The organism is Streptomyces clavifer (genome assembly GCF_036345975.1).
GTDB lineage: Bacteria > Actinomycetota > Actinomycetes > Streptomycetales > Streptomycetaceae > Streptomyces > Streptomyces clavifer.
In genome coordinates, this window is sequence record NZ_CP107793.1 from 5,164,725 (window position 1) to 5,178,479 (window position 13,755).

The following is a 13,755-nucleotide window of genomic DNA, read 5'->3' on the forward strand; positions in this document are numbered from 1 at the left end:
TACGGCTGAGGTACGGACGTGTCAGCGGCCCTGCTGGGCCGGGACCCCGCGGGTGGCGGGCTCGTCGTCCACCGGGGAGCTCGCGGCGGCCACCGCGGCACCCGTCAGCGTCGCCAGCATCTCGCGGACGTTGGTCAGCTGGGCGTTGATCGAGTCGCGGCGGTTGGTGAGCGCCGCCAGCTCGCGCTCCGACTCGCTGCGGATCCGGTCGGCCTTGGCGTTCGCGTCGGCCACGATGTCCTCGGCCTGGCGCTGCGCGGTCTCCACCGTCTGGCGGGCACGGCGCTCCGCGTCCGTACGGAGCTTCTCGGCCTCCAGGCGGAGCTGCTCGGCGCGGTGCTCGATCTCCGCGAGACGCTTCTCGGCCTTCGCCTGACGGGACGCGAGGTCGCGCTCCGACTGCTCGCGGCGCTTGGCGAGGTTCGTCTCGAAGTCCGCGGCGGCCTGGGCGGCCTTGGCGCGGGTCTCCTCGAAGAGGGCGTCCGCCTCCTCGCGCTTCTGCTGAGCGTCCTTCTGGGCCTCGGAGCGCAGCGTGCCCGCTTCGCCCTTGGCCTTCTCGACGATGCGAATGCCCTCGTCCTCGGCCTTCGCCTTGCGCTCGGAAGCGAACGACTCCGCGTCGTTGCGCACCTGCTGGGCGGCCGACTCGGCCAGCTCGCGGTGCTGCTCGGCCGCGCGACGGGCCTCCTCACGCAGGTCCTTCGCCTCCTCCTCGGCGAGGCGGAGGATCTTCTCGACGCGGGCACCGAGCCCGGCGTACGACGGCTCGGCCTCGTTGACCTGGGCCTGGGCGTTCTGCGTCTCGAGGTGGAGCTCCTCGATCCGCTTCTCCAGAGAGGTGATACGGGCGAGGGCACTGTCACGGTCGGCGACGATTTTGTTAATGCGGTCGTCCACCTGACCGCGGTCGTATCCACGTCGCACGAGCTCGAAGCCGAAGGGGGAGGAAGGGTCGCTCATGGGGTTCCTGTCGAATGAGACCGGTGAGGTGTTAGAGGGAATCCTAGGGGCCTGAGCGGCGTGTCCACGTGAAGATGCCGCTTTGGTATGGAGAATGACCCCCCTTTTGAGTGGCCGGCCCCCGCAGCGCTTGCCACGCGAAGGGCCGAATGGTCACGCCGGAACAGGCGGCGGTGCCGGATCCGCTACCCATCCGACGCCTTTCCGCCGGACCGGTTGCCCGCTGCCGCGCCTGCCTTGACGGCCCCCGTGCCGCCGTTGGCAGCCTTGCCGCCGCCCGGAGCCTCGAACGACTCCAACGCCTCCAGCACGTCCTGGACACGGGAGATCTCCGAGTTGATGTCCTCACGCCGGCGGACCAGCAGATCCAGCTCGCGACGGCCCTCGTCGACCATCTGCTTCGCCTCGGCCTCGGCGTCGGCGCGCAGTTTCTCGGCGACGCGCGTCAGTTCGGCCTTCTTGGTCTCGGCCTCCTTGAGGAGCGACTCGGCGCGCCGCACCGCGGCGATACGCACCTTGCTCGCCTCGGAATTGGCGTCGGCCAGCAGCTCCTTGGCCTTCTCCTCGGCCTCGGTGCGCTGCTCCGTCGCCGCCTTCATCAGCTTGTCGACGCGCTCGCCCGCCGTCTTCATCTGCTCGGACGTCTCCCGGCGGGCCCGCTGGTGCAGCTCCTCGATCTCGCTCTCCAGCCGGGTCCTGAGCTCCTCCGCCCGCTCCCGCGTCGCCGTGGCGTCCCGCCGGGCGCCGACGAGCAGCTCGTCCGCGTCCGTACGGGCCCGCTCGACCAGGGTGTTGCCCTCCACGGTCGCGTCCGAAGTGATCCGTACGGCCTCGTTGCGCGCGGCGCCGACCATTCTGTCGGCCTGCTCCTCGGCCTCGGTGGCGGCGCGCAGCGCCTCCTCCTGAGCCTTCTCGACGAGCTGGTCGGCCTGCTCGGCGGCGTCGGCGCGGCGCTTCGCCGCGGCCTCGCGCGCCTCGTCCAGCATCCGGTCCGCCTCCTGGCGGGCCTCCGCACGCATCTGCTCGGCCGCGGACTCCGCGTCGGCGCGCAGCCGCTCCGACTCCTCGCGGGTGCGGGCCGCGTGCTCCTGCGCCGACCCGACCGCCTGCGCGGCCTCGGCGCGCAGCCGCTCCGCCTCGCCGGTCGCCTCGCCGAGGAACCGCTCCGACTGCTCGGTGGCCTCGGAACGGATCCGCTCGCTCTCGCTCGTGGCCTCGCCGACGAGCCGGTCGGCCTGGGCCGCCGCCTCGGAACGGATGCGGTTGGCGTCCTCGCGGGCCTCGCCCCGGGCACGCGCCGCGTCGCGCTCCGCCGACGCGAGGGCGTCGGACGCCTCCGTACGGACCCGCTGGCTGTACTCCGAGGTGTCCGAGCGCAGCTTCTCCGACTCGGTGATCGCCTCGGACACGGTCCGCTCGGCGAGGGCCTTCGCGGCCTCCGACTCCTCGTGCGCGACCTGATGGATGCGGTTGGCGTCCTGGGCGGCCCGCTCGCGCTCGGCGTAGGCGTCGGCGCGGACCCGGTCCGCCTCCTCCTGCGCCTCCGTGCGCGTCCGCTCCGCGGACTGCTCGGCGGCCGACCGCAGGCCGGTGATCTCCTCCTCGGCCTGCTCCTGGAGGCCGGCGACGGCGTCCCTGACCTGCTGCGCGGTCTGCTCGGCCGCGGCGACCAGCTCGGTCGCCCGGCTGTCCGCCTCCTCGACCAGGCGCTGTGCCTCCGTCTGCGCGTCCTCGACCCGCTTGCGGGCGGAGGCGAGGAGCTCCTCGCTCTGCTCGCGGGCGCGCTCGCGCTCCTGCTCCGCCTCGGCGCGCGCGGCGCCGAGCGTCTCCTCGGCCTCCCGGCGGCGGCGGTTCGCCTCCTCCTGGGCGGCGGCGAGGGCCTCGGCGGCCTCCGTGCCGACCCGCTCGGCGGCCGCGGCGGCCTCGGAGCGCACCCGGTCGGCGCTCTCCTGGGCCTCGGTCTTGAGCCGCTCCGCCTCGGTGGCGGCCTCGGTGCGCAGCCGTACGGCCACGGACTCGCCCTCGGCACGGGACCGGGCGGCGTCGGCGGCGGCCTCGGTGCGCAGCCTCTCGGCCTCCGTCGCGGCCTGCTCCTGGAGTGTGCGCAGGCGCTCGGCGGCCTCGGTGCGCAGCCGCTCGGTCTCCTCGCTCGTCTCACGGCGGATCCGCTCCGCCTCGGTGCGTGCCTCTCCGAGCGCCGTCTCGGCGGCAGTGACCCGGGACTCGGCCTCGGTGTGCAGCCGGGTCAGCTCGTCGGCCGCCTCGGCCCTGCGGGCCTCTATGGCCCGCTCGGTCTCCTCGCGGAGGACCGCGGAGGCCTGCTCGGCCGCGGCCGTCAGCGCGGAGGCCTGCTCCTCGGCCTCGGCGCGCAGCTTCTCCGCCTCGCCGCGGCTGCGCTCCAGCGCCTCCTCGGCCTGCTTGCGCAGCGTGCCGGCGCGCTCGGCGGCCTCGGCCCGGACACGCTCACCCTCCGTGCTCGCGGAGGTCCGCAGCTCCTCGGCATCCGCCTTCGCCTTGGTCAGCAGCTCCTCGGCGGTGCGGGCACCCTCCTCCAGCTGCTGGACGGCCTCGCGGCGGGCCTCGCCGCGGATGCGCTCACCCTCGGCGACGGCCTCGGAGCGCAGCTGCTCGGCCTCGCCGCGCAGCCTGCGCGCCTCCTCCTGCAGCTCGACGGTCTTGGCCCGGTACTCCTTGGTGTCGTCCTTGGCCGCGCCCTTGAGCTGGTCGGCCTGCTCGGCGGCCTCGCCGCGCAGCCGGTCCGCCTCGGCCTCGGCCTCCCGGCGGATCCGGTCGGCCTCCTCGCCGGCCGCCCTGGTGGTCGACCTGGCGTCCTCGGACGCCTTGGTCAGGACCTCCTCGGCACTGCGGGCCGCCTTGGCGAGCTGGGCCGCGGCGTCCTCGGCGGCCAGGGTGCGGGCGTTCTCGGAGGCCTCGGCGACCAGCCGCTCGGCCTTCGCCCGGGCGTCCGCGAGTGCCTGCTCGGCCTCTTCCTTGAGCGTCTCGGCCTGCTTCGTGGCCTCGCCGACCAGCCGGGCGATCTCGGACTTCGCGGTCCGGGTGCGCTGCTCGTTCTGCGACTCGGCACCGGCCAGCCGCTTGGCGGCGGCCTCATTGGCCTCGGAGACGACCTTCTCGGCCTCCAGCCGTGCCTCGCGCAGCCGGGTCTCGGCCTCCTGCATGCGCTGTTCGGCGGCGCGGCCGAGCTCCGCGGTCTGCTGCCGGGCCTGGTCGGTCTCCGCCGTGGCCGTCGAGCGCAGCCGCTCGGCGTGGCCGGCGGCCTCCTGGGCCTGGGTGGAGGCGGCGTCGAGCAGCCGCTCGGCGTCCCTGCGGGCCCGCAGCAACGTGTTCTCGGCCTCGGAACGGGCCGCCTCCGCCTCGGCGTTGACGCGCCGACCGGTCTCGTCGGCGAGCCTGGCCGCCTCGGCGCGGGCGGCGGCCAGCGACTGCTCCGCCTCGGCACGCGACTCGTCCAGGAGCCGGCGGGCCTGCGATTCGGTCCGGGCCCGCAACTGCTCGGCCCAGGCGACGTTCTCGTTGACGTGGGACTCGACGGTCTGGCGGCGTTCCGCCAGTTCCTGGTCGAGCCGCTGCCTGCGCTGCACGGCCTCGGTGTGCAACTCCGCCTGCAGACGGGCCTGGTGCTCCGCGTGCTCCTGCAGGATCCGCTGCGTCTGGGCCCTGGCCTCGCGCAGCTCGCGCTCGGCGTCGTTACGCATCTGGTCGGCCTGGACCTGGGCGTTGCGGAGCATCTGTTCGGCCTGGTAGCCGATGTCCGCGCTGTCGTGTGCGGGACGGGTCGCGAGATTGCGCCGAGCCTCGTGCAGCTTGGCGCGCAAGACCTCGACCTGGTAGCCGAGGTCCTCGGCGTGCTGGACGGCCTTCTCCCGGTCGGTCTTCAGCCGGTCCATCTCGGCTTCGAACCGCGAGAGATGGTCGTCGTCAGCTCGGTGGCTCTGCTGGCTTTCGTAGCCCCGCACTGCGCGGTCCCATCCTTCCCCGAGCTCTGAACTTCTTCCCCAAGCTCGCAACTTCGTTCGAGCAGGGGATGCCCCACTGAGCAGGGGAGGCCCCAACCCTGGTCGCAATTCTCCATGCGAGTACCGCTCGCGGGCGAGCGGTCTCCCGGGGAATGGTGACAGATCAACGGCGGGGACGCGGCACGCCCCCGGCCCGGCCCCGGCCCGGAACCGCCCACTCTACCGGGCCGGGTATCCGTCGGGTCAGTGCTCCGTTGCGGACGTGACCAGTTCCGTCAGTACGCCGTGGCAGTCCTTGGGGTGCAGGAACGTGATCCGGGACCCCATGGACCCGGTCCTGGGCTCGTCGTACAGCACCCGGACGCCCTTCCCCCCGATGTCCGCGGCGTCCTCGTCGACGTTCGCGGTCCCGAAGGCGATGTGGTGGACGCCCTCGCCGTTCTTCGCCAGCCACTTCCCCACGGCCGAGTCCTCGCGGGTCGGTTCGAGCAGCTGGAGGTACGAGGCCCCGCCGTCCGAGGTGTCGTTGATCTTCAGCATGGCCTCCCGCACGCCCTGCTCCTCGTTGACCTCGGAGTGGTACACCTCGAAGCCGTAGGTCGCGCGGTAGAACTCCACCGTCGTGTCGAGGTCGAAACAGGCGATTCCGATGTGGTCGATTCGCGTCAGCATGGAACCAGTGCAGCGCTCCGGGGATGGTTACGCAACGTGCGCGCGATCACACCCGCTGCCGGATGACGGGCGCGGTACCGCTCAGTACATTCAGGTAAACCCTCGTTCACAACCAATCCAAGGGGCTGCGCCTCATGTCAGGAACGACCGGTACCACCTCAGTGATCGTCGCGGGCGCGCGGACGCCCATGGGCCGGCTCCTCGGCTCGCTGAAGACCTTCTCCGGAGCCGACCTCGGAGGCTTCGCGATCAAGGCCGCGCTGGACCGGGCCGGGATCGGCGGCGACCAGGTCGAGTACGTGATCATGGGCCAGGTGCTCCAGGCCGGGGCGGGGCAGATCCCGGCGCGCCAGGCGGCGGTCAAGGCCGGGATCCCGATGAACGTTCCGGCGCTCACCGTCAACAAGGTGTGCCTGTCCGGGCTGGACGCGATCGCGCTCGCCGACCAGCTGATCCGCGCGGGTGAGTTCGACGTCGTGGTGGCGGGCGGCCAGGAGTCGATGACCAACGCCCCGCACCTGCTGCCGAAGTCCCGCGAGGGCTACAAGTACGGCGCGATCGAGATGCTGGACTCGATGGCGTACGACGGCCTGACGGACGCCTACGAGAACATTCCGATGGGTGAGTCCACCGAGAAGCACAACAGCCGCCTCGGCCTGGACCGCGGTGCCCAGGACGAGATCGGCGCCCTGTCCCACCAGCGCGCCGCCGCCGCCCGGAAGAACGGCCTCTTCGAGGCCGAGATCACCCCGGTCGAGATCCCGCAGCGCAAGGGCGACCCGGTCCTGTTCTCCCAGGACGAGGGGATCCGCCCCGAGACGACCACGGAGTCGCTCGGCAAGCTGCGTCCCGCGTTCGCCAAGGACGGCACGATCACCGCGGGCACCTCCTCGCAGATCTCCGACGGTGCCGCCGCGGTCGTCGTCATGAGCAAGGCCAAGGCGGAGGCCCTGGGCCTGGACTGGATCGCCGAGATCGGTGCCCACGGCAATGTGGCCGGCCCGGACAACTCGCTCCAGTCGCAGCCGTCCAACGCCATCCGCCACGCCCTGAAGAAGGAGGGCATCGGCGTCGAGGACCTCGACCTGATCGAGATCAACGAGGCCTTCGCGGCCGTCGCGGTCCAGTCGATGAAGGACCTCGGCGTCACCTCGGACAAGGTCAACGTGAACGGCGGCGCCATCGCGCTCGGCCACCCGATCGGCATGTCCGGCGCCCGTGTGGTGCTGCACCTGGCGCTGGAGCTGAAGCGCCGGGGCGGTGGCACCGGAGCGGCGGCGCTGTGCGGCGGCGGCGGTCAGGGCGACGCGTTGATCATCCGCGTTCCGGGCAAGTAGTCCACCGCAGGTACGAGCGAGCGAGGAGACCGAGCGTGAAGGTGGACGTCCCCACCCTGGTCGAGCAGGCGCGCCTGGGCAGGCCACGTGCGGTGGCCCGGCTCATCTCCCTGGTGGAGGGGGCCTCGCCCCAGCTGCGCGAGGTGATGGCGGCCCTGGCACCGCTCGCGGGCCACGCGTACGTCGTCGGGCTCACCGGATCACCGGGTGTCGGGAAGTCGACCTCGACCTCGGCGCTGGTCTCGGCCTACCGGAAGGCCGGCAAGCGGGTCGCGGTCCTGGCCGTCGACCCGTCCTCGCCGTTCTCCGGGGGCGCGCTCCTCGGGGACCGGATCCGGATGTCGGAGCACGCCTCCGACCCCGGGGTCTACATCCGGTCCATGGCCACCCGCGGCCACCTGGGCGGTCTCGCATGGTCGGCACCGCAGGCGATCCGGGTGCTGGACGCGGCCGGCTTCGACGTGGTCCTCGTGGAGACGGTCGGTGTCGGGCAGTCGGAGGTGGAGATCGCCTCCCAGGCCGACACCTCCGTCGTACTGCTGGCCCCGGGCATGGGTGACGGCATCCAGGCGGCGAAGGCCGGGATCCTGGAGATCGGTGACGTGTACGTCGTCAACAAGGCCGACCGGGACGGCGCGGACGCCACCGCCCGCGAGCTCAACCACATGCTGGGCCTCGGGGAGTCCCGGGAGCCCGGCGACTGGCGGCCGCCGATCGTGAAGACGGTCGCGGCCCGGGGCGAGGGCGTCGACGAGGTCGTCGAGGCTCTGGAGAAGCACCGGGCGTGGATGGAGGAGCACGGCGTCCTGGCACAGCGGCGCACGGCCCGGGCGGCCCGCGAGGTCGAGACCATCGCCGTCACCGCGCTCCGCGAGCGGATCGCCGACCTGCACGGCGACCGCCGGCTCGACGCGCTCGCCGAGCGCATCGTGTCCGGCGGTCTCGACCCGTACGCCGCGGCGGACGAGCTGGTGGCGGGACTCACCGGGCTCCCGGGTGACAGCCAGGGTCCCCCGTCCGGACCGGGCCGGGGGTACGCGAGCCCGGCGTGATCCGGACGGGGGACCTCCCGGGCGGCGTGCGGACCGCCCGGGAACCGCTGCGGCGGGGCGCCCGGCCACCGGAGGATCAGTTGTCGTCGTCGCGGTCGTCCCGGTCGTCGTCGCTCCGGTCGTCGTCGCGGTCGTCGTTCCGGTCGTCGCGGTCCACCGACACCTTGCCGTTCTTCGCGTCGACGTGCAGCTCGTGCCGGGTGCCGTCCTTGCCGGCCACCTCGACGTCCCAGCGCAGGACGCCGTCCCGGCGGTCGTCGTCATCGTCGTCGTCCAGGTCGATGGACGTCACGCTGCCCGGCACGCTCTGCAGTGCCGCCCGGGCCGCCGCGTCCAGGGAGACGGAGGCGGAGCGGGGCGCGTGCCGGTCGCGGTCGTCGTTGTCGTCGTCCTCGCGGTCGGACACGACCTTCGCCGTGCGCGCGTCCACCTCCACGTCGTGCCACTTCTTGTCGGAGCCGTACACGTTCAGCTCCCAGACCGTCCGACCGTCATCGTCATCGGCGTCGTCCAGCTCGGCCTCGGTGACCGTGCCCGGCACCGCCTTCAGTGCGGCCGCGACGGCCCGGTCGAGGGAGACCGTGGTGCCGGCACCCCGGGCGGCCTCCCTGCCCCCGTCGTCGTCCCGCCCGTCGTCGTCCCGGCCGCCGGCCGGCTCGGCCGCCGTCCCGGAGGTCCGGCGGCTGCTGTCGTCGTCCGCGAAGGCGACCGTGGCCGCGGCGCCGCCGCCGACGAGGACGGCTGCGGTGAAGGCCGCGATGGCGATGTTGCGCTTCATGGGGTTCCTCCGAGTGGTTGTGCGGTGCGACCGAGTGGTTGTGCGGTGCGATGGGAACCACCATGCCGAGGTGATGCTGAACCCAGCCTGAAGGCGGCTGAAGGCGCCTTCAGGTTCGGTTTGCGACGCTGTGCACATGCGTCTGCTGATCGTTGAGGACGAGAAGCGCCTCGCGGTGTCCCTGGCGAAGGGACTCACCGCCGAGGGCTTCGCCGTCGATGTCGTGCACGACGGCCTGGAAGGGCTGCACCGGGCCGGGGAGGGGCGGTACGACCTCGTCGTCCTGGACATCATGCTGCCCGGGATGAACGGCTACCGCGTGTGCGCCGCGCTGCGTGCCGCGGGCCATGACGTCCCCATCCTCATGCTGACGGCGAAGGACGGGGAGTACGACGAGGCCGAAGGGCTCGACACCGGTGCCGACGACTACCTGACCAAGCCGTTCAGCTACGTCGTGCTCGTCGCCCGGGTCCGTGCCCTGCTACGCCGCCGGTCCACCGGGTCCGGCTCGCCCGTACTCGCCGTCGGCACCCTGCGGATGGACACCGCCGCCCGGCGCGTGCACCGGGGAGAGGAGGAGTTCTTCCTGACGGCGAAGGAGTTCGCCGTCCTGGAGCAGCTCGCCCTGCGCGCCGGCCAGGTGGTGAGCAAGGCGGAGATCCTGGAGCACGTCTGGGACTTCGCGTACGACGGCGACCCCAACATCGTCGAGGTCTACATCAGCACCCTGCGGCGCAAACTCGGCGCCGCGTCCATCCGTACGGTGCGCGGTGCCGGCTACCGGCTGGAGGCGCTGTGAGGTCCGTACGGGCCAGGGCCGCGATCGGGGCGACGCTGGTCGTCGCCCTCGCCCTCGTCGGCGCGGGGCTCGCCGTCCTCATGGTCCTGCGGGCCAATCTCATCGACCAGGCGGGTCTGGAGGCCGAGGTGGCGGCGCGCGAGGTGGCCGGCCAGCTCGCCCTGGACGTGCCGTACGCCTCCCTGGACCTCGGCGACGAGGACCTCCACCCGGTCCAGGTGACCGACGGGGAGGGGCGGGTGGTGGCCGTCTCGGAGGACCTGGAGGCGGTCACGGGGACCGCCACGCCGCGGGTCACCCCCGTGCCCCCGGCACCGGTCGCGAGTCCCGGTGACGACGACGATGACGACGGCGGTGACGATGACGACGGGGGCGTCGACCCGGCGCGCGGCAAGGTCTCCACCGACGACCCGGACTTCTCCAACGGCACGGCCACGATCGACGGAGAGACGGCCGACTACCGCTTCGCCCGCGTCGAGGGGACCACGTCGGACGGGGTCACCCTGACGGTCCACGCGGGTGCTCCGCTCGCGACCGAGCAGGAGGCCGTGGGCACGGTGCGCGGCGCCATGCTGACCGGGCTGCCGGTCCTGCTGGCCGTCGTGGCCGGGGTGACCTGGCTGGTGACCCGCAGGGCCCTGCGGCCCGTGGAGGGCATCCGACGGGAGCTGGCCGCGATCACCGCGTCCGAGGACCTCCGCCGCCGGGTGCCCGAACCGGACTCGCGCGACGAGATCGCCCGGCTGGCGCGGACGACCAACGAGACCCTGACCGTGCTGGAGGCGTCGGTGGAGCGGCAGCGGCGCTTCGTCGCGGACGCCTCGCACGAGCTGCGCAGCCCGATCGCCTCGCTGCGCACGCAGCTGGAGGTGGGGGCCGCCCACCCGGACCTGCTGGACGTGCCGGGGGCGGTCGCCGACACCGTACGGCTGCAGGGGCTGGCCGCCGATCTGCTGCTGCTGGCCCGGCTGGACGCGGGGGAGCGGCCGGGGCGGACGGCGGTCGACCTGGGCGCCCTGGTCCGCGAGGAGGTGTCGCAGCGGGCCGGCGGCCGGATTCCGGTGGAGGTGTCCGTGGCGGACGGCGCCCTCGGAGTCACCGGATCCCGGGGCCAGCTGGCCCGGGTGATCGGCAATCTGCTGGACAACGCCGAGCGCCACGCGGAGAGCGCCGTCGCCGTCGCGGTGACGCGGGACCGGGCGGACGTCCTGGTGGAGGTGACCGACGACGGTGCGGGTGTCCCGGCGGACGAACGGGAGCGGATCTTCGAGCGCTTCGTGCGCCTCGACGACGCCCGTAGCCGGGACGACGGCGGGGCGGGCCTGGGCCTCGCCATCGCCCGCGACGTGGCGGGCCGTCACGGCGGCACGCTCGACGTGGGCAGGGCACCGCAGGGCGGGGCGCGCTTCACGCTGCGGCTGCCCGCACCGGCGGAGGGACGGGCCGGGGGCTGAGAGCCGAACGGGGACCGAGAGCCGGCGGGGCTGCAGGCCGGACACGGCCCGCGGACCTACGGCTTGCCGCGCCGTCCGCGCAGGTGGTCGGCGATCGGGGTCAGCGCCGCGTGCAGCTCGGCGAGCGCCTCGGGCGACAGCAGGTCCATGAAGTGCCTGCGCACCGAATCGACATGGTGCGGCGCGACCTTCCGCATGGTGTCCGCACCGGGGCCGGTGAGCACCGCGTACAGCCCGCGGCGGTCCGACTCGCAGTGCTCGCGCCGCACGAGGCCCGCGTTCTCCATGCGGGTGATCTGGTGCGAGAGCCTGCTCTTGGACTGCAGGGTGGCGGCGGCGAGGTCGCTCATCCGCATGCGCTGGTCGTCCGACTCCGAGAGATTGACCAGGATCTCGTAGTCGTTCATGGTCAGCCCGAACGGCTGCAGGTCTTTCTCCAGCTGGTGGGTCAGCAGCCTGCTGACGTCCAGGTGGGTGCGCCAGGCGCACTGCTCCGCATCGGTCAGCCAGCTGGTGGCCGTCTCGGTCTCCATGTATGGATTCTACCTAAGAAGTTGAAAGACGGACGAAAAAGGGGCGTGTGACGCCGCGCACGCACGGACCGGCGTCACACTCCGCAGGGTACCGTTCACAATCCGAAGCGACGCTGGAGGTCCCCCAGCTGACCGGGCATGCGGGGTGCGGAGCCGGGTTGACCCGCACCGGCGGAGCCGCCCGGGACGCCCGGCTCGTGCGGGGTCGCTCCCGTCGCCTGTTCGGGCATCAGCACCTCGGTCGACTGGAGCAGCACCGTGCCCGCCCCGACGAACTCGAACTGGTGCTCCTCGCCCGACGTGCCGCCCATCCCGGTCAGTGACCGAAGCCCGCCCAGCACGCCCGTCATGTAGCCGTGGTCGTAGTGGTGGCAGGGCGAGGGGCAGTCCGCCCAGCCCACCAGGGCCTGCGGGTCGACCCGCAGCGGCGGTTCCATGAAGACGACGGGGCCGTTGGACGCCGCCACGAACTTCCCCGTACCGATCAGGGTCAGGAAGCCCGGCACGATCGACTGCTTCAGTGCCAGCGTCGGCTGGTACGCCAGCAGGTTCCCGGAGCGGATCGTCAGATTCCCGTTCTCCAGGTCGAAGGAGTTCACGTCGAAGGCGCGGTCCGCCAGCAGCATCTTGCCGCTGCCCTCGGCCACCACCCAGTCGCTCGCGTGCAGCGGGGAGTGGAAGCTCGTGCGGATCAGCCGGTCGAAACGGCCGTGCCCGATGCCGTTGAAGTCGATCTGCCCGTAGTAGGCGATCATCTTGCCCTTCTGCAGGAACCACTGGCTCCCCTTGAGCTCCACGCAGAAGGTGTACGCGTTGACGTTGTCGTCCGACGGCAGCGTCGTCGGATCGTGGATCACGGGCGTGCTCACAGCTTCTCCTCCGACGCCTGGACGTACACCGCGCCATTGCCGCTGAGCTCCAGCTGGAACGCCTCGCCGGAGCCCCGCCCCACCATGTCGCGCCAGCCGAGCGCGGTGGACAGCTTGTTGCGTACGTCACCGTGGTGGGCGACGTACGCCTGCGGGTCAACGTGGACCGGGCGGCCCGGCGTGATCGGCAGCTCGACGACCCCGCCGTGCGCCATCACGGCGACCGCGCCGTGGCCCTTGAGCGTCGTGGTGAACAGTCCCTGCCCGGTCACCTGGCCGCGCACCATGCCCATCACCCCGCCCTGCGAGCCCATGAACATGGTGCCCTGCTGGAGCGTCCCGTCGAAGGCGAGCAGCCGGTCGGCCTCCACGTAGAGGGTGTCGCCGGACAGGCCGATCACCTGGATGTGGTGGCCGCCGTGGCCGAACATCACCGTGCCGCTGCCCTCGACCGTCATCAGGGGGGTCGCCTCGTTGGCCACCCGCCGGCCGATCATCGACGCCAGGCCGCCCTGGCCGCCCTGGATGTTCGGCGTGAACGACACGTCGCCGCGGTACGCGAGCATCGCGCCCCGCTGGCTGTACATCTTCTGGCCGGGAACCACCGTGGCCTCGACCATCTTCGAGTTGATCTCACGGAACGGCATCAGACATCCCCTCCGACGGTGTTCCGCTCGCTCGGCTGCACGTAGACGAGGCCGTCGCCCTCGAAGCGGATCTGGAAGGACTCGCCTGAGCCCTCCCCCATGAGGGTCCGGAAGTTCACCCCTGACTGGAAGTGCTGCTGCAGGCTGCCCTGGTGGGCGATGTAGGCGCCCGGGTCGACGACCAGCGGGTACTGGCGCGTCACCCGCAGCACCACGGCCGAACCGTCCGACATGATCGCCGCCTGGCCGGTGCCCTCGACGGTCGTGGTGAACAGGCCGTTGCCGCTCGTCCCGCCGCGGAGCCCGGTGAAGGTGGTGCCGGTGCGCAGCCCGGCGTCCGTCGCCAGCAGATTGCTGGCCTCGACGTACAGCTTGTCGCCGTGCAGCGAGACCAGGTTGATCTCGCTCGCCCGGTCGGCGAAGTAGCAGGTGCCCTGCCCCTTCACCTCCATCATCGTCATCTGCTCGCCGGTCAGCCGGCGGGTCACCATGCCGCGGATGCCCTCACCGCCGCCGGACATCTTCTTGAAGGTCATCTGGCCGTCGTACGCGACCATCGAGCCGTTCTTCGCCTTGACGGCGTCGCCCGTCAGGTCGACGGCGAGCGTCTTGCTGCCTTGGAGCCGGAACATTGCCACGGACCGACGGTAGTCGCAGCGGCGCCCGGCGGACAGGGC

The 13,755-nt window shown here is 72.4% G+C and carries 12 protein-coding genes; 4 read left to right on the forward strand and 8 right to left on the reverse strand.

Annotation, left to right across the window (positions count from 1 at the left end):
- Positions 1-21: 21 nt before the first annotated feature.
- From OG927_RS22810 to mce, 3 genes are all read right to left on the reverse strand, one after another.
- Positions 22-960 (reverse strand): coiled-coil domain-containing protein, encoded by a 939-nt coding sequence (locus OG927_RS22810; protein WP_056794397.1) that lies wholly within the window; start codon positions 958-960, stop codon positions 22-24.
- A gap of 185 nt (positions 961-1,145) precedes the next feature.
- Positions 1,146-4,937 carry a polarized growth protein Scy gene (gene scy / locus OG927_RS22815; RefSeq protein WP_124281164.1) on the reverse strand — a complete coding sequence of 1,264 codons (3,792 nt, stop codon included), beginning with the start codon at positions 4,935-4,937 and terminating at the stop codon, positions 1,146-1,148.
- A 243-nt stretch (positions 4,938-5,180) separates the two neighbouring features.
- Positions 5,181-5,609: a methylmalonyl-CoA epimerase gene (mce, locus tag OG927_RS22820; protein WP_056794401.1), complete on the reverse strand. Its 429-nt coding sequence runs from the start codon at positions 5,607-5,609 to the stop codon at positions 5,181-5,183.
- Positions 5,610-5,743: 134 nt separating this feature from the next.
- On the opposite strand from mce, the gene OG927_RS22825 reads away from it, so the two are divergent.
- Together OG927_RS22825 and meaB are read left to right on the forward strand one after the other, a co-directional pair.
- A complete protein-coding gene (locus OG927_RS22825; protein WP_079099443.1) occupies positions 5,744-6,946 on the forward strand; it encodes an acetyl-CoA C-acetyltransferase in 1,203 nt (400 codons plus the stop codon).
- A 35-nt stretch (positions 6,947-6,981) separates the two neighbouring features.
- Positions 6,982-7,998 carry a methylmalonyl Co-A mutase-associated GTPase MeaB gene (gene meaB / locus OG927_RS22830; RefSeq protein ID WP_056794404.1) on the forward strand — a complete coding sequence of 339 codons (1,017 nt, stop codon included), beginning with the start codon at positions 6,982-6,984 and terminating at the stop codon, positions 7,996-7,998.
- 76 nt (positions 7,999-8,074) lie between these two features.
- Here the strand turns inward: meaB and OG927_RS22835 are convergent, their stop codons facing one another.
- The gene (locus OG927_RS22835) at positions 8,075-8,776 is read right to left on the reverse strand and encodes a PepSY domain-containing protein (protein ID WP_056794406.1); all 702 of its coding nucleotides are present in this window, start codon (positions 8,774-8,776) and stop codon (positions 8,075-8,077) included.
- 136 nt (positions 8,777-8,912) lie between these two features.
- Here OG927_RS22835 and OG927_RS22840 point away from each other — a divergent pair, with 136 nt between their 5' ends.
- Both OG927_RS22840 and OG927_RS22845 read left to right on the forward strand, forming a co-directional pair.
- Positions 8,913-9,575: a response regulator transcription factor gene (locus OG927_RS22840; RefSeq protein WP_056794408.1), complete on the forward strand. Its 663-nt coding sequence runs from the start codon at positions 8,913-8,915 to the stop codon at positions 9,573-9,575.
- The gene (locus OG927_RS22845) at positions 9,572-11,029 is read left to right on the forward strand and encodes a sensor histidine kinase (RefSeq protein ID WP_056794411.1); all 1,458 of its coding nucleotides are present in this window, start codon (positions 9,572-9,574) and stop codon (positions 11,027-11,029) included. The genes OG927_RS22840 and OG927_RS22845 overlap by 4 nt, the downstream gene beginning before the upstream one ends.
- Before the next feature lie 56 nt (positions 11,030-11,085).
- Here the strand turns inward: OG927_RS22845 and OG927_RS22850 are convergent, their stop codons facing one another.
- The 4 genes from OG927_RS22850 to OG927_RS22865 all read right to left on the reverse strand — a co-directional run bounded on the left by OG927_RS22850 (position 11,086) and on the right by OG927_RS22865 (position 13,710).
- Positions 11,086-11,562: a MarR family winged helix-turn-helix transcriptional regulator gene (locus OG927_RS22850; RefSeq protein ID WP_056794413.1), complete on the reverse strand. Its 477-nt coding sequence runs from the start codon at positions 11,560-11,562 to the stop codon at positions 11,086-11,088.
- Positions 11,563-11,657: 95 nt separating this feature from the next.
- The gene (locus OG927_RS22855; RefSeq protein ID WP_124281160.1) at positions 11,658-12,431 is read right to left on the reverse strand and encodes an AIM24 family protein; all 774 of its coding nucleotides are present in this window, start codon (positions 12,429-12,431) and stop codon (positions 11,658-11,660) included.
- Positions 12,428-13,078 (reverse strand): AIM24 family protein, encoded by a 651-nt coding sequence (locus OG927_RS22860; RefSeq protein ID WP_056794417.1) that lies wholly within the window; start codon positions 13,076-13,078, stop codon positions 12,428-12,430. The genes OG927_RS22855 and OG927_RS22860 overlap by 4 nt, the downstream gene beginning before the upstream one ends.
- The gene (locus OG927_RS22865; RefSeq protein ID WP_056794419.1) at positions 13,078-13,710 is read right to left on the reverse strand and encodes an AIM24 family protein; all 633 of its coding nucleotides are present in this window, start codon (positions 13,708-13,710) and stop codon (positions 13,078-13,080) included. Before OG927_RS22865 ends, OG927_RS22860 begins: the two co-directional genes overlap by 1 nt.
- Positions 13,711-13,755: the final 45 nt, after the last annotated feature.